At 63.5% G+C, this 24,015-nt stretch carries 29 protein-coding genes; 3 read left to right on the forward strand and 26 right to left on the reverse strand.

The features are described 5' to 3' along the window. Positions 1-7: 7 nt before the first annotated feature. The 13 genes from nagZ to rpoE form a co-directional block, all read right to left on the reverse strand. Positions 8-1,033: a beta-N-acetylhexosaminidase gene (gene nagZ, locus ACLSSQ_RS09480; protein WP_014237517.1), complete on the reverse strand. Its 1,026-nt coding sequence runs from the start codon at positions 1,031-1,033 to the stop codon at positions 8-10. Next, entirely contained in the window at positions 1,030-1,419 is a 390-nt protein-coding gene (gene acpS, locus ACLSSQ_RS09485) for a holo-ACP synthase (RefSeq protein WP_014237516.1), read from the reverse strand. The genes nagZ and acpS overlap by 4 nt, the downstream gene beginning before the upstream one ends. A gap of 158 nt (positions 1,420-1,577) precedes the next feature. Further along, the gene (locus ACLSSQ_RS09490) at positions 1,578-2,330 is read right to left on the reverse strand and encodes a pyridoxine 5'-phosphate synthase (RefSeq protein WP_014237515.1); all 753 of its coding nucleotides are present in this window, start codon (positions 2,328-2,330) and stop codon (positions 1,578-1,580) included. Positions 2,331-2,397: 67 nt separating this feature from the next. Beyond that, positions 2,398-3,111, reverse strand: coding sequence for a DNA repair protein RecO (recO, locus tag ACLSSQ_RS09495; RefSeq protein WP_014237514.1), 714 nt, complete (start codon positions 3,109-3,111; stop codon positions 2,398-2,400). A 30-nt stretch (positions 3,112-3,141) separates the two neighbouring features. Further along, a complete protein-coding gene (gene era / locus ACLSSQ_RS09500; RefSeq protein WP_014237513.1) occupies positions 3,142-4,035 on the reverse strand; it encodes a GTPase Era in 894 nt (297 codons plus the stop codon). After that, positions 4,032-4,706: a ribonuclease III gene (gene rnc / locus ACLSSQ_RS09505; RefSeq protein WP_043798169.1), complete on the reverse strand. Its 675-nt coding sequence runs from the start codon at positions 4,704-4,706 to the stop codon at positions 4,032-4,034. Before rnc ends, era begins: the two co-directional genes overlap by 4 nt. Before the next feature lie 10 nt (positions 4,707-4,716). Then, a complete protein-coding gene (locus ACLSSQ_RS09510) occupies positions 4,717-5,088 on the reverse strand; it encodes a DUF4845 domain-containing protein (RefSeq protein ID WP_014237511.1) in 372 nt (123 codons plus the stop codon). A 16-nt stretch (positions 5,089-5,104) separates the two neighbouring features. Then, positions 5,105-5,893, reverse strand: a complete 789-nt coding sequence (lepB, locus tag ACLSSQ_RS09515) for a signal peptidase I (RefSeq protein ID WP_014237510.1) — start codon at positions 5,891-5,893, stop codon at positions 5,105-5,107. A gap of 11 nt (positions 5,894-5,904) precedes the next feature. Beyond that, positions 5,905-7,698 (reverse strand): translation elongation factor 4, encoded by a 1,794-nt coding sequence (gene lepA, locus ACLSSQ_RS09520; protein ID WP_014237509.1) that lies wholly within the window; start codon positions 7,696-7,698, stop codon positions 5,905-5,907. Between the two features lie 56 nt (positions 7,699-7,754). Beyond that, a complete protein-coding gene (locus ACLSSQ_RS09525) occupies positions 7,755-8,009 on the reverse strand; it encodes a glutaredoxin family protein (RefSeq protein WP_043798165.1) in 255 nt (84 codons plus the stop codon). A gap of 4 nt (positions 8,010-8,013) precedes the next feature. Then, positions 8,014-9,459: a DegQ family serine endoprotease gene (locus ACLSSQ_RS09530; protein WP_014237507.1), complete on the reverse strand. Its 1,446-nt coding sequence runs from the start codon at positions 9,457-9,459 to the stop codon at positions 8,014-8,016. 30 nt (positions 9,460-9,489) lie between these two features. Then, complete coding sequence (locus ACLSSQ_RS09535) at positions 9,490-9,921, reverse strand: SoxR reducing system RseC family protein (RefSeq protein WP_014237506.1); 432 nt, start codon at positions 9,919-9,921, stop codon at positions 9,490-9,492. A 112-nt stretch (positions 9,922-10,033) separates the two neighbouring features. Further along, complete coding sequence (gene rpoE / locus ACLSSQ_RS09540) at positions 10,034-10,633, reverse strand: RNA polymerase sigma factor RpoE (RefSeq protein ID WP_014237505.1); 600 nt, start codon at positions 10,631-10,633, stop codon at positions 10,034-10,036. 282 nt (positions 10,634-10,915) lie between these two features. Here rpoE and nadB point away from each other — a divergent pair, with 282 nt between their 5' ends. After that, positions 10,916-12,493, forward strand: a complete 1,578-nt coding sequence (gene nadB, locus ACLSSQ_RS09545) for an L-aspartate oxidase (RefSeq protein WP_014237504.1) — start codon at positions 10,916-10,918, stop codon at positions 12,491-12,493. Here nadB and ACLSSQ_RS09550 read toward each other — a convergent pair. From ACLSSQ_RS09550 to ACLSSQ_RS09590, 9 genes are all read right to left on the reverse strand, one after another. After that, positions 12,471-12,872, reverse strand: coding sequence for a protein YgfX (locus tag ACLSSQ_RS09550; RefSeq protein WP_014237503.1), 402 nt, complete (start codon positions 12,870-12,872; stop codon positions 12,471-12,473). The two genes, nadB and ACLSSQ_RS09550, sit on opposite strands and share 23 nt — an antisense overlap. 62 nt (positions 12,873-12,934) lie before the next feature. Continuing rightward, positions 12,935-14,167 (reverse strand): beta-ketoacyl-ACP synthase II, encoded by a 1,233-nt coding sequence (gene fabF / locus ACLSSQ_RS09555; RefSeq protein ID WP_014237502.1) that lies wholly within the window; start codon positions 14,165-14,167, stop codon positions 12,935-12,937. A 126-nt stretch (positions 14,168-14,293) separates the two neighbouring features. Then, positions 14,294-14,530: an acyl carrier protein gene (gene acpP, locus ACLSSQ_RS09560; protein WP_014237501.1), complete on the reverse strand. Its 237-nt coding sequence runs from the start codon at positions 14,528-14,530 to the stop codon at positions 14,294-14,296. A 101-nt stretch (positions 14,531-14,631) separates the two neighbouring features. Further along, complete coding sequence (fabG, locus tag ACLSSQ_RS09565; protein WP_130458482.1) at positions 14,632-15,372, reverse strand: 3-oxoacyl-ACP reductase FabG; 741 nt, start codon at positions 15,370-15,372, stop codon at positions 14,632-14,634. Positions 15,373-15,376: 4 nt separating this feature from the next. Beyond that, positions 15,377-16,303 carry an ACP S-malonyltransferase gene (gene fabD / locus ACLSSQ_RS09570; protein ID WP_416242541.1) on the reverse strand — a complete coding sequence of 309 codons (927 nt, stop codon included), beginning with the start codon at positions 16,301-16,303 and terminating at the stop codon, positions 15,377-15,379. A gap of 30 nt (positions 16,304-16,333) precedes the next feature. Then, positions 16,334-17,293, reverse strand: a complete 960-nt coding sequence (locus tag ACLSSQ_RS09575; protein ID WP_205229999.1) for a beta-ketoacyl-ACP synthase III — start codon at positions 17,291-17,293, stop codon at positions 16,334-16,336. Position 17,294: 1 nt separating this feature from the next. Beyond that, positions 17,295-18,335 carry a phosphate acyltransferase PlsX gene (gene plsX, locus ACLSSQ_RS09580; RefSeq protein ID WP_130458480.1) on the reverse strand — a complete coding sequence of 347 codons (1,041 nt, stop codon included), beginning with the start codon at positions 18,333-18,335 and terminating at the stop codon, positions 17,295-17,297. A gap of 77 nt (positions 18,336-18,412) precedes the next feature. Then, positions 18,413-18,592, reverse strand: coding sequence for a 50S ribosomal protein L32 (rpmF, locus tag ACLSSQ_RS09585; protein WP_014237496.1), 180 nt, complete (start codon positions 18,590-18,592; stop codon positions 18,413-18,415). Between the two features lie 20 nt (positions 18,593-18,612). Further along, the gene (locus ACLSSQ_RS09590) at positions 18,613-19,089 is read right to left on the reverse strand and encodes a YceD family protein (protein WP_416242542.1); all 477 of its coding nucleotides are present in this window, start codon (positions 19,087-19,089) and stop codon (positions 18,613-18,615) included. 180 nt (positions 19,090-19,269) lie between these two features. Between ACLSSQ_RS09590 and ACLSSQ_RS09595 the strand changes: the two genes are divergently transcribed. Beyond that, a complete protein-coding gene (locus ACLSSQ_RS09595; RefSeq protein WP_014237494.1) occupies positions 19,270-19,863 on the forward strand; it encodes a Maf family nucleotide pyrophosphatase in 594 nt (197 codons plus the stop codon). A 12-nt stretch (positions 19,864-19,875) separates the two neighbouring features. Beyond that, on the forward strand, positions 19,876-20,604 hold the full coding sequence (locus tag ACLSSQ_RS09600; protein ID WP_416242543.1) for an SAM-dependent methyltransferase: 729 nt from the start codon (positions 19,876-19,878) through the stop codon (positions 20,602-20,604). Between the two features lie 9 nt (positions 20,605-20,613). On the opposite strand, the gene ACLSSQ_RS09605 is transcribed toward ACLSSQ_RS09600, so the two are convergent. Genes ACLSSQ_RS09605 through ACLSSQ_RS09620 form a run of 4 tightly spaced genes read right to left on the reverse strand, consistent with a single transcriptional unit; the run spans position 20,614 to position 23,571 of the window. Further along, positions 20,614-21,600 carry a S49 family peptidase gene (locus tag ACLSSQ_RS09605; protein ID WP_416242544.1) on the reverse strand — a complete coding sequence of 329 codons (987 nt, stop codon included), beginning with the start codon at positions 21,598-21,600 and terminating at the stop codon, positions 20,614-20,616. Between the two features lie 6 nt (positions 21,601-21,606). Further along, positions 21,607-21,957, reverse strand: coding sequence for a Rieske (2Fe-2S) protein (locus ACLSSQ_RS09610; RefSeq protein ID WP_014237491.1), 351 nt, complete (start codon positions 21,955-21,957; stop codon positions 21,607-21,609). Further along, on the reverse strand, positions 21,936-22,592 hold the full coding sequence (locus tag ACLSSQ_RS09615) for an HAD-IA family hydrolase (RefSeq protein ID WP_416242545.1): 657 nt from the start codon (positions 22,590-22,592) through the stop codon (positions 21,936-21,938). Before ACLSSQ_RS09615 ends, ACLSSQ_RS09610 begins: the two co-directional genes overlap by 22 nt. Then, positions 22,576-23,571 (reverse strand): RluA family pseudouridine synthase, encoded by a 996-nt coding sequence (locus ACLSSQ_RS09620; protein WP_416242546.1) that lies wholly within the window; start codon positions 23,569-23,571, stop codon positions 22,576-22,578. Before ACLSSQ_RS09620 ends, ACLSSQ_RS09615 begins: the two co-directional genes overlap by 17 nt. Positions 23,572-24,015 lie beyond the last annotated feature (444 nt).

The raw sequence follows: 24,015 nt of genomic DNA on the forward strand, positions 1-24,015 counted from the left end.
CCCGGTTTCAGGCGAGGCGCCCGGCGGCGGCTACGCCGCGCTGGTAGACCGGATCGGCCTGGAGGTCGGCCCAATCCGGAGCAGGCTTTTGAGGCAGCAGGCGCTGCACCCGGGCGGCCCGGACCGGGTCCAGGGACGGCTGCCAGCGCTCCAGCAACTGGCCCACCGCTTCCGGCGCATTGCACACCAGCAGCATGTCGCAGCCGGCGCTCCAGGCGGCCTGGGCCCGGGCCACCACATCACCGGCGACGGAGGCCCCTTCCATGGACAGGTCGTCGCTAAAAACGACGCCGTCAAACTTCAAGTTGTTTCTCAGATAATTAATCCAGTAATTTGAAAAACCTGCGGATTTTTGATCAACTACCGGGTAAATCACGTGGGCCGGCATGACCGCATCCAGGGCCAGGCGACGGAAGGGTTCCATGTCGGCCAGGAGCTTGTCCCAGTCCCGCTCATCCACCGGAATGGCCACGTGGGAGTCGGCCTGGACCCAGCCGTGGCCGGGGAAGTGCTTGCCGCAGCAACCCATGCCGGCCAGTTGGAGACCCTGGATCAGGGCGCCGGCCAGTTGCACCACGGCTTCCGGCTGGCGGTGGAAGGAACGGCTGCCGATCACCGTGCTGCGGCCGTAGTCCAGGTCCAGCACCGGAGTGAAGGAGAAATCCACGCCCCGGGCCCGCAGCTCGGCGGCCAGCACATAGCCCAGGTCCTGGGCCGCAGCGATGGCCTCGCCAGGCGCCGCATCCCACAAGGCGCCCAGCTTGCCCATGGCGGGAATGGCCGTGAATCCTGGCCGACAGCGCTGCACCCGGCCGCCTTCGTGGTCGATGGCAATCAGCAACTGGGGACTGCGCAGGGCCTTGACCTCGGCGCAGAGGGCACTGAGCTGCTCCGGGCTTTCGTAATTGCGGCTGAACAGGATGAGGCCGCCCACCAGGGGGTGGGTCAGGCGTTCCCGGTCCAGATCGGTCAGGGCCAGGCCCTGGATGTCGATCATCACCGGGCCCGGGGGCAGTTGTCGGGGAGCGTTCATGGCTGGGTCTGTTCCAGAATGACGAAGGCGACGGCGTAGTCCTGCTCGTCGCTGAGGGAAAGATGGGCCACCAGCCGGCGCTCGGCCAGCAGGGCGGCAACGGCCGGGGCCAGTTCCAGGACCGGCTTGCCCAGGGCATCGTGGCCGACGCCGATGGCCGGCAGCAGCACCGGGGCCCGGATGCCGGTACCCAGGGCCTTGCCGAAGGCTTCCTTGGCGGCGAAGCGCTTGGCCAGGAAACGGGTCTGGCCGGCCTCGGGCAGACGGGCGAATTCCTCCCGCTCCGCCGGAGTCAGCAGTTTGTCCAGACTGCGCTCCCCGTGGCGGGCGTAGAACTCGCCGAGACGGGAGACAGCGACGATGTCGGTGCCGATGCCGTGGATCATGTATTTTTAGCCACAGAGGACACAGAGATCACCGAGAAAAACGAAAGCACATAGTTTATTGACCTGAATGCTGAGACCTGAGCGATGAGTCGTCCCGCCGGGTTTGCGCCGGAGACGGTTCACCCTCTGTGTTCTCTGTGCCCTCTGTGGCTTCGCCTTTACCGCCCCGCCGCACCGAGCAGCAGCTGCTTCATCTCCCGCACCGCTTCCCGCAGGCCGACGAAGACGGCGCGGCTGACGATGGCGTGGCCGATGTGCAGCTCCTTGATGCCTGGCAGGGCGGCGATGGGCTGGACGTTGTAGTAGTTGAGGGCGTGGCCGGCGTTGAAGCGCATGCCGAGGCCCCGGATGGCTTCGCCGGCCGCCCGCACCTTGGCCAGCTCGGCCAGCACGGCCGGGCTTTCCTCGTCCCGCCCCTGGTTGTAGAAGGCGTGGGCGTAGGGGCCGGTGTGGATTTCGCAGACCTTGGCGCCGATGCGGGCGGCCGCTTCCACCTGGGGCAGTTCGGCATCGATGAAGACGCTGGTGACGATGCCGGCATCGGCCAGGCGGGCCACCACGTCCTTCAGGCGGGCTTCCTGGCCGGCCACATCGAGACCGCCTTCGGTGGTCACCTCGTGGCGGCCTTCGGGCACCAGCATGGCCATTTCGGGCTTGAGGCGGCAGGCGATGCCCACCATTTCGTCGGTGGCCGCCATTTCCAGGTTGAGCTTGATCTGGGTGGTGAGCTTGAGGCGCTCCACGTCCTGGTCGCAGATGTGGCGGCGGTCTTCCCGCAGGTGCACGGTGATGCCGTCGGCCCCGCCCAGCTGGGCTTCCACGGCGGCCCACACCGGGTCCGGTTCGTAGGTGCGGCGGGCCTGGCGGATGGTGGCCACGTGGTCGATATTGACGCCGAGTTCGATGCTCATGGTGTTAAACCTCAATATTCCTGCTGCAAAGTGTCGACTTCAGGGTAGCCGCCGAGAAGCGTCTGCCTCAGAGTTCCTGCAACTCCCGGAAAATCTTCCGGGTCTCCAACTGCTTGCCGTCCAGGTAATGGGCCATCAAAGCCCGCATCAGCTGCTTGGCCTCGGCCAGGGAACGGGTATCGGAAAAATCCTCGTGGGCCAGGTCCAGCAGGGTCTTGCCCGACACCGAGAGGGTCGAATCCCCGGGCCGGGACAACCGTACCGGCCCCCGCTCGATCTGGTAGGCATAGTGGCCGGCGCTTTCCACCGCCCTGCCCTCCGCATCCGTGGCCAGGGTCAGGCCATAGCCCAGTTCCTGCAACAGGGATTTTTCGAAGCGGCGCAGGTCCGCCTCCTGCACGCCGTCGGCAAAGCAGCGCAGGGTTTCGGCATAGGCGGCGTAGAGGGCTTCGTGGGCGTCTTCCCGGGGCAGCAGGTGCAGCAGCAGCTCGTTCAGATAATAGCCGCAAAAAAGGGCGTGGCCGGCCAGCAGCGGCTGGCCGCCCTGCCATTCGGCCTTCATCAGGGTCAGCACTTCGCCCTTGCCTGCCCAGGAGACCTCCAGGGGCTGGAAACCCAGCAGCAGGCCGCGGATGGCGGAACGAGGCCGTCGGGCGCCCCGGGCCAGCAGGGCCACCCGGCCGAAATCCCGGGTGAAGGCCTCGACGATGAGGCTGGTTTCCCGAAAGGGATAGGTATGGAGGACGTAGGCGGGCTGGCCGTCTACCTTTTGCCGTTGCATGGCGAAAGCCCGAAGGGGAGGAAAAGACGCTTACTCGTAGCCCAGGCTGCGCAGCAGGCGCTCGTCGTCGTTCCAGCCGGACTTCACCTTGACCCACACTTCCAGGTAGACCTTGCCGTCGAACAGCTTTTCCATGTCCTGGCGGGCCTCGGTGGCGATGCGCTTGATGGTCTCGCCACCTTTGCCAATGACGATGGCCTTGTGGCCGTCCCGGTCCACCACGATGGCGGCGTAGATGCGGCGCAGGTTGCCCTCCACCTCGAACTTCTCGATTTCCACCGTGGTGGAATACGGCAGTTCGTCGCCCAGCAGGCGGAACAGCTTTTCCCGGATGTATTCGGAAGCCAGGAACCGCTCGCTGCGGTCGGTCAGCTCATCCTCGGCAAACAGCAGTTCTTCATGGGGCAGATACTGGCGGGCTTCGGCCAGCAGTTGCTCCAGCTGCTTGCCCTTGGTGGCGGAAACCGGCACCACGGCGGTGAAACTGCGCTCGGCGGTGACTGCGGCCAGGAAAGGCAGCAGCTTTTCCTTCTCGGCGATCTTGTCCACCTTGTTCACCACCAGGATCACCGGCCTGTCTTCCGGCAGCAGCTTGAGCACAGCCTTGTCCTTGGCGTCGAAACGGCCGGCCTCGACCACGAACAGCACCACGTCCACATCCGCCAGGGTCTGGGTCACGCCCCGGTTCATGGCCCGGTTGAGGGCGTTGGTGTGTTCGGTCTGGAAGCCCGGGGTGTCGACGAAGACGAACTGGGCATCGTCGTTGGTGAGGATGCCGGTGATGCGGTGGCGGGTGGTCTGGGCCTTGCGGGAGACGATGGAAATCTTCTCCCCCACCAGGCGGTTGAGCAGGGTGGACTTGCCCACGTTGGGGCGGCCGACAATGGCCACGTAGCCGGAACGGATTTGCTTTTCGGTATTCATGCTTTGAGTTTCTCCAGAGCCCGCGAGGCGGCCTCCTGTTCGGCAGCGCGGCGACTGCTGCCCTGACCTTCGGTTTGCAGGGCGGCAGAGGCAACCTCGCACAGCACCCTGAACTGCTGCAGGTGGGCCTGGCCGTCGGTGGCCGCCAGGGTATAGACCGGCAAGGGCTGGCGCCGCGCCTGCAGGTATTCCTGCAGACGGGTCTTGGGGTCCTTGATCGGCTGATCGGGAGCGATGGCGTCCAGCTTGGCCGTAAACAGGTTGCCCACCACGACCTTGGCACGGTCGAAGCCCGCATCCAGGTAAACGGCGCCAAACAGGGCTTCCAGGGCATCGGCCAGGATCGACGGGCGGGTATGGCCGCCGCTCTTCAACTCCCCTTCTCCGAGCCGCAACTGTTCCCCCAGATCCAGCCCCAGGGCCAGTTCGTGGAGGGTATCCTTCTTCACCAGATTGGCCCGCAGCCGGGACAGGTCGCCCTCGGGCAACAGGGGGAAACGCTCGAACAGGAGGTGGGCGACGACGCAGTTGAGGATGCTGTCGCCGAGGAATTCCAGGCGCTCGTTATGGGGCGAACTGTGGCTGCGGTGGGTCAGCGCCGTGCGCAGCAGGGAGGGATCGGCAAATTCATGGCCCAGGCGACGGGAAAACGCGGCCTGGGGAGCCGTCAAACGGATTTTTTCAGCCACCCTTGCCCTTGCTGCTGCCCTGAAAATCGATATACAAGCTCACCGGACCTGCCAGGGGGATTTTTTTGGCATAGGCGAAGGAAATGACGAGATCGCTGCCGTCCTTGCTGATGTCGAGATCGGATCCTTTGATGACGTCGATGTAGCCGACCTCGGCCCGCTTGTCGAAAGCCTTGCGGATATCGCTCACCGTGGCGCCGGCCAGCTGGCTGTCGGCGGTCATCGCCTTGATGTTCTTGACGATCGACACATACTCGATCACCGGCGGCACCACCTTCATGCCGGTGATCAGGACGAGAACGATGATCACACTCCACATCAGCAACCCGGAAAGACTCACCCCCCGTTGATGCTTACTCAGCATTGCGCTCTCCCGTAACTCAGTTGAAACGGCCGATGCGGCTCAGGTCGTTGAAATTGAACCAGATGAAAAAAGCCTTGCCGACGATGTTCTCGTCGGGGACGAAACCCCAGGCCCGGCTATCCCGGCTGTTGTCCCGGTTGTCGCCCATGACGAAGTAGTGTCCCGGCGGCACCGTACAGATAACGCCCGCGTTATTGTAAATACAATTCTCCCGGCCCGGAAACTGGGAGGCGTCGCGGATGAAGGCCGGCGCATCGTCGTCGTTGAGGAAGCGGTGGTCCACGGCCCCCAGGACTTCGCTGTACTGCTTGGAGTAGTACAGCCGCTCCGAATGCAGGAAATCGTCCTGGGGCTGGATGTCCAGGGGCTTGCCGTTGATGGACAGGCGCTTGTTCTGATAAGCCACCTTGTCGCCCGGCACCCCGACCACCCGCTTGATGTAATCCAGGGACGGATCCTCAGGGAAACGGAACACCATGACTTCGCCGCGCTGGGGCTGGCTTACCTCGATGATCTTCTTGTTGATCACCGGCAGGCGGATGCCGTAGGTGTATTTGTTCACCAGGATGAAATCGCCCACCAGCAGGGTCGGAATCATGGAGCCCGAGGGAATCTTGAAGGGCTCGACCACGAAGGAGCGCAGGCCGAACACCACCAGGATCACCGGGAAAAAGCCGGCACCGTATTCCACCCACCAGGGGTCCTTGGCTCCGGCCGGGCGCCGCTTGGCCAGCCACAGGGAATCCACGGCCCAGATGGCGCCGCTGGCCAGCAGCAGCAGGAAGAGGATCAGAGCGAAATTCAAGACGATGTCCTTTACTTGCTATCGACGCGCAGCACGGCGAGGAAGGCTTCCTGGGGAATCTCCACGCTGCCCACCTGCTTCATGCGCTTCTTGCCGGCCTTCTGCTTCTCCAGCAGCTTCTTCTTCCGCGTGATGTCGCCGCCGTAACACTTGGCCAGCACGTCCTTGCGCATGGCCTTGACGTTTTCCCGGGCAATGATGTTGGAGCCGATGGCGGCCTGGATGGCCACTTCGTACATCTGGCGCGGAATCAGCTCGCGCATCTTGGCTGCCAGTTCCCGGCCCCGGTAGGGGGCGTTGGCCCGGTGCACGATGATGGACAGGGCATCCACCTTTTCGCTGTTGATGAGGATGTCCACCTTGACCACGTCGGCAGCCCGGTATTCCTTGAACTCGTAGTCCAGGGAGGCATAACCCCGGGAGACGGACTTCAGCTTGTCGAAGAAATCCATCACCACTTCGGCCATGGGCATTTCATAGACCAGCTTCACCTGGCGGCCGTGGTAGTGCATGTCCACCTGGTTGCCGCGCTTGGCGTTGCACAGGGTGATGACGCTGCCCAGATAGTCCTGGGGCACAAAAATGGTGGCCGTGATGATGGGTTCGCGGATTTCATCGAACTTGCCCACTTCCGGCAGCTTGGAGGGGTTCTCCACCTGGACCACGGAACCGTCCCGCATCACCACTTCATAAACCACGGTGGGCGCGGTGGTGATCAGGTCCTGGTCGAATTCCCGCTCCAGGCGCTCCTGCACGATTTCCATGTGCAGCAGGCCGAGGAAGCCGCAGCGGAAGCCGAAGCCCAGGGCCTGGGAGACTTCCGGCTCAAACTGCAGGGAAGCATCGTTGAGGCGCAGCTTCTCCAGGGAGTCGCGCAACTGGTCGTACTGGTTGGATTCCACCGGGTAGAGGCCGGCAAACACCTGGGGCTTGATTTCCTTGAAGCCGGGCAGCGCCTCGGCGGCGGGACGCTCCACCAGGGTGACCGTATCGCCCACCTTGGCGGCATGCAGCTCCTTGATGCCGGAAATGATGAAACCCACCTGCCCTGCCCGCAATTCGTTGCGCGCCAGGGACTTGGGGGTGAACACGCCGACCTGTTCGCACAGATGCACGGCACCGGTAGACATCAGGCGAATCTTGTCCTTGGGCTTGAGCACCCCGTCCACGACACGGACCAGCATCACCACGCCGACGTAGTTGTCGAACCAGGAGTCGATCAGCAGGGCCTTCAGCGGCGCCTCGGGGTCGCCGACGGGAGGCGGGATCTTGGCGATCACCGCTTCCAGGATATCCTCCACCCCCAGGCCGGTCTTGGCCGAAGCCAGGACGGCGTCCGTGGCGTCGATGCCGATAACGTCCTCGATTTCCTGGCGGGCACCATCCGGGTTGGCCGACGGCAGGTCGATCTTGTTCAGCACCGGCACCACCTCCACCCCCAGGTCCAGGGCCGTATAGCAGTTGGCCACGGTCTGGGCTTCCACGCCCTGGGAGGCATCCACCACCAGCAGGGCGCCTTCGCAGGCGGAGAGGGAGCGGGAGACTTCATAGGAGAAGTCCACGTGCCCCGGGGTGTCGATCAGGTTCAGGTTATAGACCTGGCCGTCCCGCGCCTTGTAACTGAGGGCGGCCGTCTGGGCCTTGATGGTGATGCCACGCTCCCGCTCCAAGTCCATGGAGTCGAGCACCTGGGCTTCCATTTCCCGGTCGGAAAGGCCGCCACAGAGGTGGATGATGCGGTCGGCCAGGGTGGATTTGCCGTGGTCGATGTGGGCGATGATGGAAAAATTGCGGATGTGTTGCATATGGTAAAAAGGGTGCTGTGCAGCACCCTTTTGAATTTGGCCGGAAAGCGCGGATTCTAGCGGATTTTGGCCAAAACTTCACGGACTGCTGCCTCGTCCAGGAAGTAGTGGCAAATCTCTTCGCCGCCATGCAGCAACACGGGCACCAGTTCGCCCCAGCGCTGCTCCAGGGACTCGTCCTCGTCCACATCGATCACCTCGACGGCGGCGCCGTATTCATCGGCAATCGGTGCCAGGGCCGCCTCCATGTCATGGCACAGATGGCAATAGACCCGCCCCAGGAGCTGCAGGACAGGCCTGGTCTGCAGCATCGGCTCAGTTGCCACCATTGAGCCCCTTGACCGTGACGAAGGTCTGCATGTCGCCCCGGCGGATGAGCAAGGTCACGTTGGCACCCTTGTCGAACTGGGCCAACAGCCGGTTGAACTGCTCCGTCGAACGCAGTTCGCTGGTAACTCCCTTGCTGATGACGGCCAGGATGATGTCCCCGGGCCGCAGCTCGGAGCGGGCCGCAGCACCCCGCACGTCCTCGACCAGCAGGCCGCCGGCCACCTTCAGCTCACGCCGCTGCTCGGCCGACAGCTCGGACACCACCAGACCCAGGCGATTCACCTGGGGCTCGACAGCCTTGCCTTTCTTGGCCGCCTTGCCATCGGCTTTGTCGTCCGCCGGCATTTCGGCCACGGTCAAGGTCAGGTCCCGGGCTGCGCCCTTGCGCCAGACCTGCAGGGACACCCGGGAACCGGGTCGGGTGGCGCCCACCAATCGCGGCAGGTCGCTGGAAGCGCCCACGGCCTTGCCGTCGAAACGGAGGATCACATCGCCCGCCTCGACCCCGGCCTTTTCCGCCGGACCACCCGGTTCCACCGCATTGACGATGGCGCCGGCGGGCTTGGCCAGGCCGAAGGAATCGGCCAGTTCCTTGGTCACTTCCTGGATCACCACACCGATACGCCCCCGGCTGACCTTGCCCGAAGCCCGCAGCTGGCCCTGGATGTCCATGGCCACATCGATGGGAATGGCGAAGGCAATTCCCTGGTAACCGCCGGAGCGGCTGTAGATCTGGGAATTGATGCCCACCACCTCGCCCTTCATGTTGAACAGGGGGCCGCCCGAATTGCCGGGATTGATGGCCACGTCGGTCTGGATGAAGGGAACGTAGTTCTCCTGGGGCAGGGAGCGCCCCTTGGCGCTGACGATGCCGGCCGTCACCGAATTGTCAAAGCCGAAAGGGGAACCGATGGCCACCACCCACTCCCCTACCCTCAGCCCGGCCGGATCACCGAAGCGGACCGCGGGCAGGTTGCTGGCCTCGATCTTGATCAGGGCCACGTCGGTGCGCTTGTCGGCGCCGATCACCTTGGCCCGGAATTCCCGCTTGTCGGTCAGGCGCACGGTGATTTCGTCGGCCTGATCCACCACATGGGCATTGGTCAGCACGTAGCCGTCGCCGCTGATGATGAAGCCGGAACCCAGGGACTTGCTCTCGAATTCCCGGGGCACGGCGCCGCCGGGCTGCCCCTGGCCGAAGGGGCCGGAAGGACCGAAGCGGCGGAAGAAATCGAACAGGGGGTCGTCCTCGTCGAAGGGGAACGGCATGGCTCCCCGCTTCTGCCGCACTACCTGGGTGGTGCTGATATTGACCACCGTATTGCCGTACTTTTCCACCAGGTCGGCGAAGTCCGGCAAGCCGCGGCTATCGGCGGCCTGGGCGACTGCTGCAAGGCAGCAGAGATACAGGAGGACGACAAGACGTTTCATGGCAGAGCGGCTCCTGGACATGGGGATACCTCAGAGACGTTGGCGGATGACTGGCTGAAAACGGGGAGACTGGGCATCCCTGGCCTGCAGGCGACGCGCCAGGAACCAGGCCAGGAACCCTCCGAACAGGGCGCCTGCGGCAGCAGCCGCGTCCCGGGCCCCGGGCATGAGCGCGGCGCCGGCCACGGCGCCGAGCACCAGCAACGCCAGGGGCAGCAGGTAGAGCACCAGGACGCTGTGGGAGACGGCACCGTCCGGCACCCCCACCACGACCTTCTCGCCCACCTTCACGCCCAGCGGATTGAGTACGCGAAAGTGGCGCGGCCCGTGACAGAAAAGCTGGGAGGCATTGTTGCCGCCGCAACCGCCCTGCTCATGGCAGCGCCCGCAACCGCCCTGACTGGCCTCCACCAGGGCATAGTCGCCTTCCAGCGCAGTCACGGTTGCTTGGGTTTCAATCATGGGGAAAGCTCAAACATGTGGGAAAAGGAATTTTGCCCGCCTTTGCACCAGGCCATCACGGCTGACGAAGTCCCGGACCGGAGAAGGAATCCGGCGGCGGCAGCGCGACAGCCTACCAGCGCCGGTCGGGAGTGGTGTCGAGCAGGGGACGCAGCTTGGTCGCCACCGCCTCCCGGGCCCGGAAGATGCGGGAACGGATGGTGCCGATGGGACAATCCATGATCTTGGCGATTTCTTCGTAGCTCAGGCCTTCAAGCTCCCGCAGCATGATGGCGGTACGCAATTCTTCCGGCAGGGCATCCATGGCCGCATTCACCGTCTCGCCGATCTGCTTGGAGAGCAGCAGGTTCTCCGGCGTGTTGATGTCCCGCAGCTGCTCGCCGTCATCGAAGGTTTCCGCCTCTTCGGAGTCGAACTCGGTGGAAGTGGGCGCCCGGCGGCCCTGGGCCACCAGATAGTTCTTGGCCGTATTGATGCCGATACGGTACAGCCAGGTGTAGAACGCGCTGTCGCCGCGGAAGGAAGGCAAGGCCCGGTAAGCCTTGATGAAGGCTTCCTGGGCCACGTCTTCCACCTCGGCCGGGTCACGGATGAATCGGGACAGGAGGCGGCCCAGCTTGCGCTGGTACTTGGCCACCAGCAGCTCGAAGGCCTTTTTGTCGCCGGATTGCGCCCGCTCGACCAGCTTTTGGTCAATCTCGCGTTCGCTCATGCTGTATGAATACCTTTGTAAGGATTAGGGGTGATGGCGGAAAAGCACCTCATCGCGCTCCATCGCACACCACAGGCAGCCGAAGTATAACGCAAGCCACGCCGGGCCACGACCCACCCGCCCCGTGGGGAAATCCCGTAAGCCGCCGCGAGCCGCCAGCCCGGATGCGGCAACGGCCGGCCTACAAGCCCCGGCGCCCCTCTCGTGCTATAGTTGTCAGCCCTACGGTCCCCGCGGTCCAGTTCGGTCGCGGATGCAAGCCGCACACCAAGAAAGCGCATCGTGGTCCAGCATTTTGACGTACTCATCATCGGCAGCGGCCTGGCAGGACAGTCCGCCGCCCTTCGCCTGGCGGACACCCACAAGGTCGGCCTCATCAGCAAGCGCAGCCTGGAAGACAGTGCCAGCGCCTGGGCCCAGGGCGGCATTGCCGCCGTGCTGGACAGCCAGGATTCCATCGAAGCCCACATCCGCGACACCTTCGAAGCCGGCGGCCACCTCAACGGCGCCAAGGCCACCCGCTACGTCGTCGAAAACGGGCGGCGGGCCATCGACTGGCTGATCGAGCAGGGCGTCCCCTTCACCAAGGACGAAAAGGGCTACCACCTGACCCGGGAAGGCGGCCACAGCACCCGCCGGGTCATCCACGTGGCCGATGCCACCGGCCTGGCGGTACAGGACACCCTGACGCGCAAGGTGCGCCAGCATCCCAACATCACGGTGCTGGAACAGCACATCGCCATCGACCTCATCACCGGCGCCAAGCTGGGCCTGGCTGAGCAGCGCTGCTACGGCGCCTATGCCCTGGACACCCGCAGCGGCGAAGTCAGCACCATCGGCGCCCAGGCCACCATGATTGCCACCGGCGGCGCCGGCAAGGTCTACCTCTACACCACCAATCCGGACACCTCCACCGGCGACGGCATTGCCATGGCCTGGCGGGCCGGATGCCGGGTGGCCAACATGGAATTCATCCAGTTCCATCCCACCTGCCTTTACCACCCTCAGGCCAAATCCTTCCTCATTTCCGAGGCGGTACGGGGCGAGGGCGGCATTCTGCGCCTGCCGGACGGCACCCGCTTCATGCCCGACCATGACCCGCGGGCGGAACTGGCGCCGCGGGACGTGGTGGCCCGGGCCATCGACTTCGAGATGAAAAAGCGGGGCCTGGATTGCGTTTTCCTGGACATTTCCCACAAGCCCAAGGAATTCCTGCTGGAGCACTTCCCCAACATCCACGCCCGTTGCCTGGAACTGGGCATCGACATCAGCAAGGACCCGATCCCGGTGGTGCCGGCCGCCCACTACACCTGCGGCGGCATCATCACCGACCTCAAGGCCCGCACCGACATCGCCGGCCTCTACGCCGCCGGCGAAGCCTCCTGCTCCGGCCTGCACGGCGCAAACCGTCTCGCCTCCAACTCCCTGCTGGAATGCGTGGTCTTCTCCGAAGCGGCCGTGGCCGACATCAAGGCCCAGCCCAAGGTCGCCATCCCTGCCCTGCCCCAGTGGGATGAAAGCCGGGTTTCCGACCCGGATGAGGAAATCGTCATTTCCCACAACTGGGATGAACTGCGCCGCTTCATGTGGGACTACGTCGGCATCGTGCGCACCACCAAGCGCCTGCAGCGGGCCCAGCACCGCATCCGCCTGCTGATGCGGGAAATCAACGAGTTCTACACCCACTTCCGGGTCAGCCACGACCTCATTGAACTGCGCAATCTGGTGGTGACGGCCGACCTGATCGTCCGCTGCGCCCTCAAACGTAAGGAAAGCCGCGGCCTGCACTTCAGCCGCGACTACCCCGGACTGCTGCCCAAGCCGCGCAACACCATCCTCAGAAAATCCCGTCGTCCCTGATTTTGGCCCGCCAGCCCAGCCACACCCGCAACTGGCGGAACGACGCCTCGTCGGCCAGGCTGTCCGCCAGCAGGCACACGGCATGGGGACGGGACCAGGTCCCGTCCTCCTGCTCCAGGCGATAGCGCAGCACTACCAGATGACGCCAGCAAGTCCCCGGCAGCAACCGCAGCCGGGGACTTTCCTTTTCCCCCTGACCCCAGGCCAGCTCCCCCTTCTGCCCCAGGCGTACCCAGGCCGGATGCCGCCCATAGTGGCGCCGCAGGGCGAAGGCCAGGGAAACGAGCAGCAAGGCCAGCAGGCCAAGCGTCGCCCATATATTCCAGCCCAAAATGAAAACGCCGCCAGAAGCGGCGGCGTGCAAGGCAACGAGCAGCATTGCCAGGCGGCGGGAGGGTTGTAGTTGCAGAAGCAGCGGCAACCTCATCCCGTTGGTCTCGCTCAGATGCGCTTGAACACCAGGGAACCGTTGGTGCCGCCGAAGCCGAAGTTGTTCTTCAGGGCCACGTCGATCTTCATTTCCCGAGCCGTGTTGGCACAGTAGTCCAGATCACATTCCGGATCCTGCTCGAAAATGTTGATGGTGGGCGGGGAAACCTGGTGATGGACCGCCAGGACGCTGAAGATGGACTCGATGCCGCCGGCGCCGCCCAGCAGGTGGCCGGTCATGGACTTGGTGGAATTCACCACCAGGCCCTTGGCGGCATCGCCGAAGGCCAGCTTGATGGCATCGGTTTCGTTCTTGTCGCCCAGGGGCGTGGAAGTACCATGGGCATTCAGGTACTGCACCTGGTCAGGGTTCACGCCGGCATTGCGCAGGGCATTGAGCATGGAACGCTTCGGACCATCAGTGCTGGGAGCGGTCATGTGGTAAGCATCGCCGCTCATGCCGTAGCCTGCCAGCTCCGCATAAATGCGGGCGCCCCGGGCCTTGGCGTGCTCATACTCTTCCAGCACCATGGCGCCGCCACCCTCGCCCAGCACGAAGCCGTCACGATCCTTGTCCCAGGGCCGGCTGGCGGTGGTGGGATCGTCATTGCGGGTGGACAGGGCCCGGGCAGCGCAGAAGCCACCCATGCCCAGGGGGGTCACGGTGGACTCGGCACCGCCGGCAATCATCACGTCGGCATCGCCGTACTCGATGAGGCGGGCAGCTTCGCCGATGTTGTGGGTGCCGGTGGTGCAGGCGGTCACCACGGCGATATTGGGACCCTTGTAGCCATACAGGATGGACAGGTTGCCGGAGATCATGTTGATGATCGAACCGGGAACGAAGAAGGGGGAAATCTTGCGCACACCGCCGGCGATGTAATCGTCCTTGGTGTTCTCGATCAGGGGCAGGCCACCGATGCCGGAACCGATCGCCACGCCGATGCGCTCCGCATCGACCGGATTGGCTTCAAGCCCGGCATCCTTGATGGCCTGGATGCCGGCCGCCATGCCGTAATGGATGAAGGTATCCATGCGGCGGGCGTCCTTGGCGGAAATGTAGGTGCCGATATCGAAGTTCTTCACTTCCCCGGCAATGCGGGTGGGGAAAGTGGATGCATCGAACTTGGTGATGGCAGTAATACCGGAGCGACCGGCCAGGAGGTTTTGCCAAGCTTCTTCAACGCTGTTACCGACCGGGGAAACAAGCCCCAGCCCGGTGATGACGACGCGACGACGTGCCAACTTTAGCTCCGGAAAGAATGAGGGGAGAGGTGATACAGAATACTGCAGAAGGGCGGGCTCCCTGCATCAATGCTGGACCGGCGCCACGAAGGCGCCGGTTGGCAGGGAAGTCCCGTACCCGGGTGATTACTTCTTGTGGGACAGAACGTAATCGATGGCTTGTTGCACGGTGGTGATCTTCTCGGCGTCTTCGTCGGGGATCTCGGTCTCGAATTCTTCTTCGAGGGCCATCACCAGCTCGACGGTATCCAGAGAGTCGGCACCCAGGTCATCCACAAAGGAGGACTCGGTCTTGATGTCGGCTTCGTTGACGCCCAGTTGCTCGGCAACGATCTTCTTAACGCGCTGTTCCAGGTTTTCCATTCAGGACTCCTTCCCTGTTATCGGGTATCAGACAAACTTGCTTATTTTACCAAAACGCCCCGCGCTTACAAAACGCGGGATCCTCAGGCGGAAAACCGCCATTAATCCATATACATACCGCCGTTGACATGGATGGTGCTGCCGGTCACGTAGCCTGCGGCCGGGGAGGCCAGGAAGGCTACGGCGGCGGCGATGTCCTCCGGGCTGCCGAGGCGGCCCAGGGGAATGTTACCCAGCAAACCTTCTTTCTGCTTGTCGTCCAGAGCCTTGGTCATGTCGGTATCGATGAAGCCAGGGGCGACACAGTTGACCGTGATGTTGCGGCTGCCCAGCTCCCGGGCCAGGGAACGGGTCATGCCGGAAACGCCGGCCTTGGCCGCGCAGTAATTGGCCTGCCCCGGATTGCCGGCATGGCCGACCACGGAAGTGATATTGATGATGCGGCCGGCGCGGGCCTTCATCATGCCGCGCATGACGGCCTTGGAAAGGCGGAAGACGGCCTTCAGGTTGGTGTCGATGACCGCATCCCACTCGTCGTCCTTCATGCGCATGGCCAGGTTGTCCCGGGTGATGCCGGCATTGTTGACGAGAATGGAGACTGCGCCAAACTCCTTTTCCAGAGCAGCGATCAGGGCATCCACCTGGGCTTGGTCACGCACTTCGAGGAGCGCACCGCGCCCCTTGGCGCCGGCCTCGGCGAGGTAGGCGGAAATCTTGCCGGCACCGTCTTCGCTGGTGGCGGTGCCAACCACGGTGGCGCCCAGGCGGGCCAGTTCCAGAGCCACTGCCTTGCCGATACCCCGGGAAGCGCCGGTAACGAGGGCAATTTGTCCTTGCAGCATGGTTTTACTCCAGGTTGATATTGGCTTCGATGGCAGCCAGGTCGGCCAGGGCCACACCATTGACGCCATCGGCACAGCGCTTGGTCAGGCCGGCCAGCACCTTGCCGGGACCGCATTCTGCCACCACGGTGACGCCCATGGCAGCCATTTTCTGGATCGTCTCGACCCAGCGCACCGGATTATAGGCCTGACGCACCAGGGCATCGCGAATACGGGCCGGATCGCTTTCCACGGCCACATCCACGTTATTGACCACGGGAATACGGGGCGCCTGCAATTCCAGTTCAGCCAGACGCAGGGCCAGCTTGTCAGCCGCCGGGCGGATCAGGGAGGAATGGAACGGGGCGGACACCGGCAGGGCCACGGCGCGCTTGGCGCCCTTGGTCTTGCACACTTCCATGGCCCGTTCCACGGCGGCCTTGTGGCCGGCGATGACGGTCTGGCCGGCAGCGTTGAAATTCACCGGCTCCACCACCTCGCCCTGGGCCGCTTCGGCACAGGCGGCGCGGATGCCGTCGTCGTCCAGGCCGAGAATGGCGGCCATGGCGCCGGTGCCAAGAGGCACGGCCTCCTGCATGGCAGCAGCCCGCAGCCGCACCAGGGGCACGGCGTCCTTGAACTGCAGGACGCCGGCAGCCACCAGGGCGGAATACTCACCCAGACTGTGGCCGGCGACAACGGCCGGCATCTTGCCACCCTTGTTCAGCCACAGGCGCCAGGCAGCGATGCCGGCGGTCAGCATGACAGGCTGGGTATTCACCGTCTGGGACAGCACTTCGGCCGGACCTTCGGCCACCATCTGCCACAGGTCTTCGCCCAAGGCGGCGGATGCTTCATCGAACGTGGCACGGACCACGGCGGAGTCGCCGTAGGCCGCCATCATGCCGACTGCCTGGGAACCTTGACCGGGAAATACGAACGCAAAAGCCATGGGAATTAACCTCTGAGAGCTTGAATGCAGTTAGAACTGGAACAGCACGGCGCCCCAGGTGAAGCCGCCGCCGACGCCTTCCAGCAGCACCTTCTGTCCGCGCTGGATGCGTCCGTCGCGCACTGCCGTATCCAGCGCCAGGGGTACGGATGCAGCGGAAGTATTGCCGTGGCGGTCCACGGTCACCACCACCTTGTCGCTGGGGATGCCCAGCTTCTTGCCGGTGGAATCGATGATGCGCAGATTGGCCTGGTGCGGCACCAGCCAATCCACATCGGAAGTCGCCACCCCGGCGGCCGCGCAGGTCTCGGCCGCCACGTCGGCAAGGACGCGCACGGCGAACTTGAACACGGCCTGGCCATCCATGCGCAGGAAGGGATCGCCGATCACCGCACCGCCGGCCACATTGCCGGGCACCGAAAGAATGCCATGGTGGCTGCCGTCCGCATGCAGGGCGGTGGCAAGGATGCCGGGTGCATCGGAGGCTTCCAGCACCACGGCACCGGCGCCGTCGCCGAAGAGCACGCAGGTACCCCGGTCGTTCCAGTCCAGGATGCGGGAGAAAACTTCGGCGCCAACCACCAGTGCCTTCTTGTGGGAGCCCGAACGGACGAACTTTTCCGCAATGCTCAGTGCATAGACAAAGCCGGCGCAGACGGCCTGCACGTCGAAGCAGGTTGCCCCCTTGTTGCCCAGTTTGCTCTGCAGCAAACAGGCGGTGCTGGGGAAGATGAAATCGGGAGTGGAGGTGGCGACGATGATCAGGTCCAGCTCGGCCGCATCCACGCCGGCCATCTCCATGGCCCGGCGAGCCGCTTCGAAGCCGAGATCGCTGGAGGTCTGGCCGGGTTCCGCCAGGTGCCGATTACGAATACCGGTACGGGTGGCAATCCATTCGTCGCTGGTATCGACCCCGCGGGCCACCAGATCGTCGTTGCTCACGGCCTGGGCCGGCAGATAGCTGCCGACCCCGGTAATCTTGGCATACATATTAGGCAGACTCCTGGGCCGCTACGGCAGCCGCTTGAGAGGAACTGGAAACGTGACGGGCAACCTGGTCGGCAATACGGCTCAACACCTGCCCCCTTGCTTCCTCGGCAGCCCGTTCGATGGCATGGCGGAAACCGTAGGCATCGGCCGAGCCATGGCTCTTGACGACGATGCCCTTGAGCCCGAGCAGGCTGGCGCCGTTGTAGCGACGATGATCGACGCGGCGCTTGAAGCCCTTGAGCACCGGTAGCGCCAGAAGGGCAACCAGCTTGGTAAAGAGGTTGCGTCCAAACTCCTGCCGCAGGAAGGTGGACAACATCTGGGCCAGGCCTTCGGACGTCTTGAGGGCCACGTTCCCGACAAAGCCGTCACAAACCACGACTTCGGCCTCACCCTTGTACACGCCATCACCTTCGACGTTACCGATGAAGTTGAGACCCGAATTGCGCAGCAACTCGGCGGCCTGCTTGACCACCTCATTGCCCTTGATGTCTTCTTCGCCAATGTTGAGAATGCCCACCGTCGGTTGCTCGCGGTGATCCACGGCGGCCACCAGCATGGCCCCCATGATGCCGAACTGCAGCAGGTGCTCCGGCGAGCAGTCCACGTTGGCCCCCATGTCCAGCACATGGACATGGCCCTTGACCGTGGGCAGCACGGCGCAGATGGCCGGCCGGTCGATACCGGGCAACATTTTCAGGACGAAACGGGAAATGGCCATCAGAGCCCCCGTATTGCCGGCGGAAATACAGGCGTCCGCCTCCCCTTCCTTGACCAGGTTGATGGCAACCCGCATGGAAGAGTCTTTTTTGTTGCGCAGGGCCAGGGCTGGCGGCTCGTCCATGGCCACCACTTCGGACGCATGGCGGATGGCGACCCGTTCCGGCACGGGAGCAGGCAGGATCGCCCGGAGTTTTTCCTCCAGGCCGACCAAAATGACACGGGCGTCCGCGTTGCGGCTCAAGAAGTCGAGCGCAGCCGGCACGGTGACGTTGGGACCGTGGTCCCCGCCCATGCAATCGATAGCAATGGTGATTCCCATCCGAGAACTCGAATTGGGTAAAAGAAAAGGCAGGCAGTCCTCCCCTCGCGGGGAACTGCCTGCCTCGTCTAAGGGGATTACTCGCCCTTAGCCTTGGTGACCTTCTTGCCGCGGTAGAAACCGTTGGGGCTGATGTGGTGACGCAGGTGCACTTCGCCGGTGGTGGGTTCAACGGCGGTAGCGGGGGTGGTCAGGAAGTCGTGGGAACGATGCATGCCACGCTTGGACGGGGACTTTTTGTTCTGTTGAACGGCCATAACTAGCTCCTAAAAAATCATTAAGCCTTACCCTTGAGGCCGGCAAGCACGGCGAAGGGAGATTCCTTCACCGATTTCTCGCCGCCTCCGGGGAGGCTGCAACTATCGTGACGCGGCACCACCGGCAGGGCGAGAATGACCTCGTCCTCGATCAGCGCCAGTACATCGAGTTTCTTTTCCGCCGGGAGAAAGTCCCTGGAATCATCTTCCAGATCCTCCTGGGTCAGATCGGCCTCACTTTCCACCAACTCGAGTATGGACTCGACGTGAAGCGGAAAATCCAGGCGCTCCATGCAGCGCTGACAACGCAGCGGCACGAAGCCATCCAACTGCAGCAGCAACTGGGACTTGCCCAGCGCGCCGATCCGGCCGGTAAGCCGGTAGTGCACACTACCGCTGACTTCCGTCAGCAGATCATGCACCCGGGGCATGTCGACCATGGCGAGATCACCTTCCAAACGACGGGCGTCACGCGCAAAAGCCAGACTATCGATCACAACCTGTTGCGACATAAGGCGCGGATGATATTATTTTCGGCTTTGCATGTCAAAGAAAAACGCGGGCCGAAATTAGGGTTTCAACAACAAAGGCAAAGACTTATCCGCGTTTTTTACCGCACCGCCTCATTCCCCCTCATGGGCAGCGCTTTTCTGCCCGAATTCACCTCTCCATTTCTAATGCCCACTCTGCCCCAGCCCGCCCTGATTCTGGCTTCCACCTCCCCTTTTCGCCGGGAACTCCTGGCCCGCCTGCGCCTGCCCTTTGCCACGGAAAACCCAGCAGTAGACGAAACCCCGCTCGCAGGCGAGAGCCCGGAACAGACCGCACTGCGCCTTTCCGAAGCCAAGGCCAGGGCCGTGGCTGCCCAACACCCCGATGCACTGATCATCGGCAGCGACCAGGTGGCCTGCCTGGATGGGCAGGTTTTCGGCAAACCGGGCAACCATGAGCGTGCCGTGGCACAACTGCAGCAGATGCGGGGACGCACGGTTAATTTCTATACCGGCCTGTGCCTCTACAACAGCAGCACCGGTCGCACCCAGATCCGAGGCATCCCGACCCTGGTCACCTTCCGCCAGCTGAGCGACGGCGAGATCGAGCGCTACCTGCGCGCCGAGACTCCCTACAACTGCGCCGGCAGCGCCAAGGCCGAAGGGCTAGGCATCAGCCTCATCGCCAAAATGGAGGGGGACGATCCCAACGCCCTCATCGGACTGCCCCTGATCGCCCTCTGCGACATGCTGAGAGCCGAAGCCTTCCCTATTCTTTAAGGACGCATCGCCATGAGCGCCCCCCAACCCCTCCCTCGCGGCACCCTCTTCCTGATTCCGGTGCCTCTGGGCCCCACCCCTCCCGCTGCGGTTCTGCCCGCCCCCGTCTGCGAACAGGCCAGGCAGCTGCGGCACTTCATTGCCGAGAACGCCAAAAGTGCCCGGGCATTTCTCAAAAGCCTGGAGATTTCGGTCCCCCTGCAGGAAATCCAGATTCAGGAATTGAACGAGCACACCCGGGCCAATGCCCTGGAAGGGCTGCTGCAACCATTACGCCAGGGATTTGACGTGGGCCTGGTATCGGAAGCGGGGTGCCCGGGCGTTGCCGACCCGGGCGCCGACCTGATTCGCCTGGCCCAGCAGGAAGGCATCACCGTCGTGCCGCTGATCGGCCCCTCTTCCCTGCTGTTGGCCCTGATGGGGTCCGGCCTGTGCGGCCAGCGCTTCGCCTTTCACGGCTACCTGCCGGCCAAGGAAGATGAGCGCGGCAAGCGCCTGAAGGCGCTGGAGCAGGAATCCCGGCGCCAGAATCAGACCCAGATGTTCATCGAGACGCCCTATCGCAACACCCAGATGCTCAACAGCCTGCTGCAACACCTGGCGCCCTCCACCCTGCTCTGCCTGGCCAGCAGCCTGACCCTGCCCCAACAGCGCCTACGCACCCTGAACGTGGCCCAGTGGCGCAAGGAAGAAGATCCCGTCGCCAAGGAGCCGACGGTTTTCCTCTTCCTTTCCGCCTAGGATCGGGACTTAACGGGCCTGGGGCTGGCTGGCCTGCCCCAGGGCCTTGACCGCCCCTTGCACCATGTCGGCGCCAAAACGTTTGGCAAAGCGCTCGGCGATGTTTTCCTTCTGGGTGTAGTCCATCACCTTTTCGGCCTTGATTACATCCCTGGCCACACTGCTCACCGTGCCGAAGTCATCGGCCAAACCCAACTCGATGCTGCGGGCCCCGGTCCACACCAGGCCGGAGAACATGTCCGGGGTTTCCTTGAGACGCTGGCCACGCCCCTTCTTGACCACATCGATGAACTGCTTGTGGATTTCGCCGAGCATGGCCTGGGCCATCAGCTTCTGCTTCGGGTCCTGGGGCGAAAAGGGATCGAGGAAGCCCTTGTTTTCGCCGGCAGTCAGCAGGCGCCGCTCCACGCCAAGCTTGTCCATGGTCCCGGTAAAGCCGAAACCGTCCATCAACACACCGATGGAACCCACCAGACTGGCCTTGTCCACGAAAATCTTGTCGGCCGCGGCAGCCACGTAATAGCCGCCGGAAGCACAAACATCCTCAACCACGACGTACAGGGGAATATCAGGGTACTTGCCGCGCAGGCGGCGGATTTCATCGTTGATGATGCCGGACTGGACCGGACTGCCGCCGGGGCTGTTGATGCGCAGGATGACGCCGGCCGTACCCTTGTCCTCGAAAGCAGAACGCAAGGCGGAATTGATCTTGTCCGCGCTGGCCTCGCCACTGGAATCAATGACCCCCTTCAGTTGCACCAGAGCGGTATGGCGGCCATCAGCCAGTTTTTCCGTATCACCCCAGTCAAACGCCAGCGCCAGAACGACCGTCAGATAAGCGAAACCCAGCAGCTTGAAGAAGATGCCCCAGCGACGCCGGGTCTTCTGCTCGGCCAGGGAGGCAAACGCCAGCTTTTCCAGGGTCTTCCGCTCCCAGGCTGCATCATTGCCGTGCTTGGGGCCAAAATCGGGAGGGGGCAAGGTCGGGGTATCCACGTTGGGTCAATCCGATTCAAGAAAATAAACAAGGCCATCCTGCTCAGTCACGGCCACCGGCGTCAGCCCCCGGCCATTGCAACGGCCGCCAAGGCAGGCGCCGGATTCCGGCGCGTAAAGAGCGCCATGGGTGGCGCAAACCAAGTATAGCTTCGAGTGATCGAAAAATTCGCCCGGCTGCCAATCCAGCTCGATGGGCACATGGGCGCAGCGGTTGAGATAGGCCCGCACCACACCGTCAAAGCGCACCGCAAATGCAGGAACATCACCGCCCGCGCGCGGCACGCTGAAACGCACGCCGGCGCCACCTTCGAGCAGATCGCCGGAGGCGCAAATCAGGCGTGGTGACGTAGCCATGCCGCCAGGTCTTCCAGCCGGGAGAAGGTTTCCAGGGGGCCATGGGCCAGCAGCACCTCGGGCTCATGGGCACCATAGCTGACCGCCAGGGCATCCACTCCCGCATTGCGCGCCATCTGCAAGTCATGGGTGGTGTCGCCGATCATGACCGTGCGCTCCGGGGCGACGGCCAGTTCCGCCATCAGTTCTTCCAGCATCTGGGGATGGGGCTTGGAGAAGCACTCGTCGGCACAGCGGCTGGAGTGAAAATGGGGGCCCAGGCCGCTGACCTTGAGGGCACGATCCAGTCCCAACCGGCTCTTGCCGGTTGCCACGGCCAGCAGATGCCCGACCGCCTCCAGTTCCCGCACCAGTTCCACGGCACCGGCAAACAGGGCCAGTTCGTGGTCCCGGGACAGATAATGATGGCGGTAGCGCTCCACCATCAGCGGATACTGGGCCGGCTCCAGGTCCGGCACGGCGCTGCGCAAGGCGTCCGACAGGCCCAGGCCGATCACATGGCGCGCCTGGGCATCGCTGGGCACCGGCAGCCCCAGATCGACACAGGCCGCCTGGATGGCGCTGACGATGGCTGCGGCGGAGTCGAGCAGGGTGCCATCCCAGTCGAAGACAACTAGATCAAAACGCTTCGCCATAATCCTGAACTTCACTTTCGGACAGATGATGCAGGAAACTGGCCAGGGCCGGCGGCAAGGGCGCCTCCAGGCTCATGGCTTCCTTGGTCAGGGGATGGGGAAAGCGCATCCTCCAGGCGTGAAGGAACATGCGTTTCAACCCCTCCCGCTGCAATTCCCGGTTCAGGGCGAAATCCCCATATTTGTCATCACCCAGGATGGGATATCCCAGGTGCGCCAGATGCACCCGTATCTGATGGGTGCGACCGCTCTTCAGTTCCGCTTCCAGCAGACTGAAACGCTGCCATCGGGCCACCAGGCGGAAAACCGTATGGGACGGCTTGCCCTCCGGATCGACCCGCACCCGGCGCTCGCCGTTGTCCAACAGATATTTGTGAAGCGCCTGCCGGCAATGGCGCAGAGGGTCCATCCAGCGCCCCTGCACCACCACCAGATAGCGCTTGTCGGCGCCCCGCCCTGCCCCGCCTTCACGGAACATGTCGTGCAGGGCCGTCAGGGCCGAGCGCTTCTTCGCCACCAGAAGTATCCCGGAGGTTTCCCGGTCGAGACGGTGGGCCAGCTCCAGCAACTTGGCCTGGGGCCGCTGATGGCGCAGGGCCTCGATGACGCCGAAGGACACACCGCTCCCCCCATGGACCGCGATGCCGGCCGGCTTGTTTACAGCCAACAGGGCATCGTCCTCATACAAAAGGGGCAAATCGGCCTTCACCGCCTGGCCGGCCACTGCGGCGGCCGCCACCTCATCCGGCCGCGCAGCAACCCGGATCGGCGGAATGCGCAGGATGTCGCCAGCCTGGATGCGATAGGCCGCATCGGCACGCTTGCTGTTAACGCGGACCTCGCCACTGCGGAGAATGCGGTAGATGTGGCTCTTGGGAACCCCCTTGCACACCCGCAGGAGGTAGTTGTCCAGGCGCTGGCCCTGCTCGTCTTCGCCGATGGTGGCCCGTGTTACGGAATTTTTGCTAACGTCGGGCATTTTGAATATACTGAAACGGATTTTCGTCTCGGCCTGAAAGAGGCGCTGCGCCGTGAGACCAGAAGGTTTCTCCCAGCCGCAACATGATTGCGCGGCATGCAAAATGGGAAACCATGAAATCCGGCAGGCCTTAAGCGGCCTCAACCCGTACCAACCTGTATGGGATCAAGCCAACGCAAATCGGAACTGGTTAAGTTCGCTCACCAAAAGTAGCGATACTACTTGATTTGCGCGCCCTAAGCACGCATCGGTACCCCCGAGCAGATTTCCCGGCCCCGGTTATTTCCGGGCCCGCCGAAAGATTTTTCAGCGAATTCAGGAACACATTTTCCTTTCACCATTAGTTGCACGCCCACAATGCGGACTCAAAAAGTACACCCCAACTAATCGTGTCGCTGCCTGCGCCGGGACTCCGTTCGTGCGAAAAGTGCGGGAGCCCAATAA

Source organism: Azospira sp. APE16, from assembly GCF_047901315.1.
Lineage (GTDB): Bacteria > Pseudomonadota > Gammaproteobacteria > Burkholderiales > Rhodocyclaceae > Azospira > Azospira oryzae.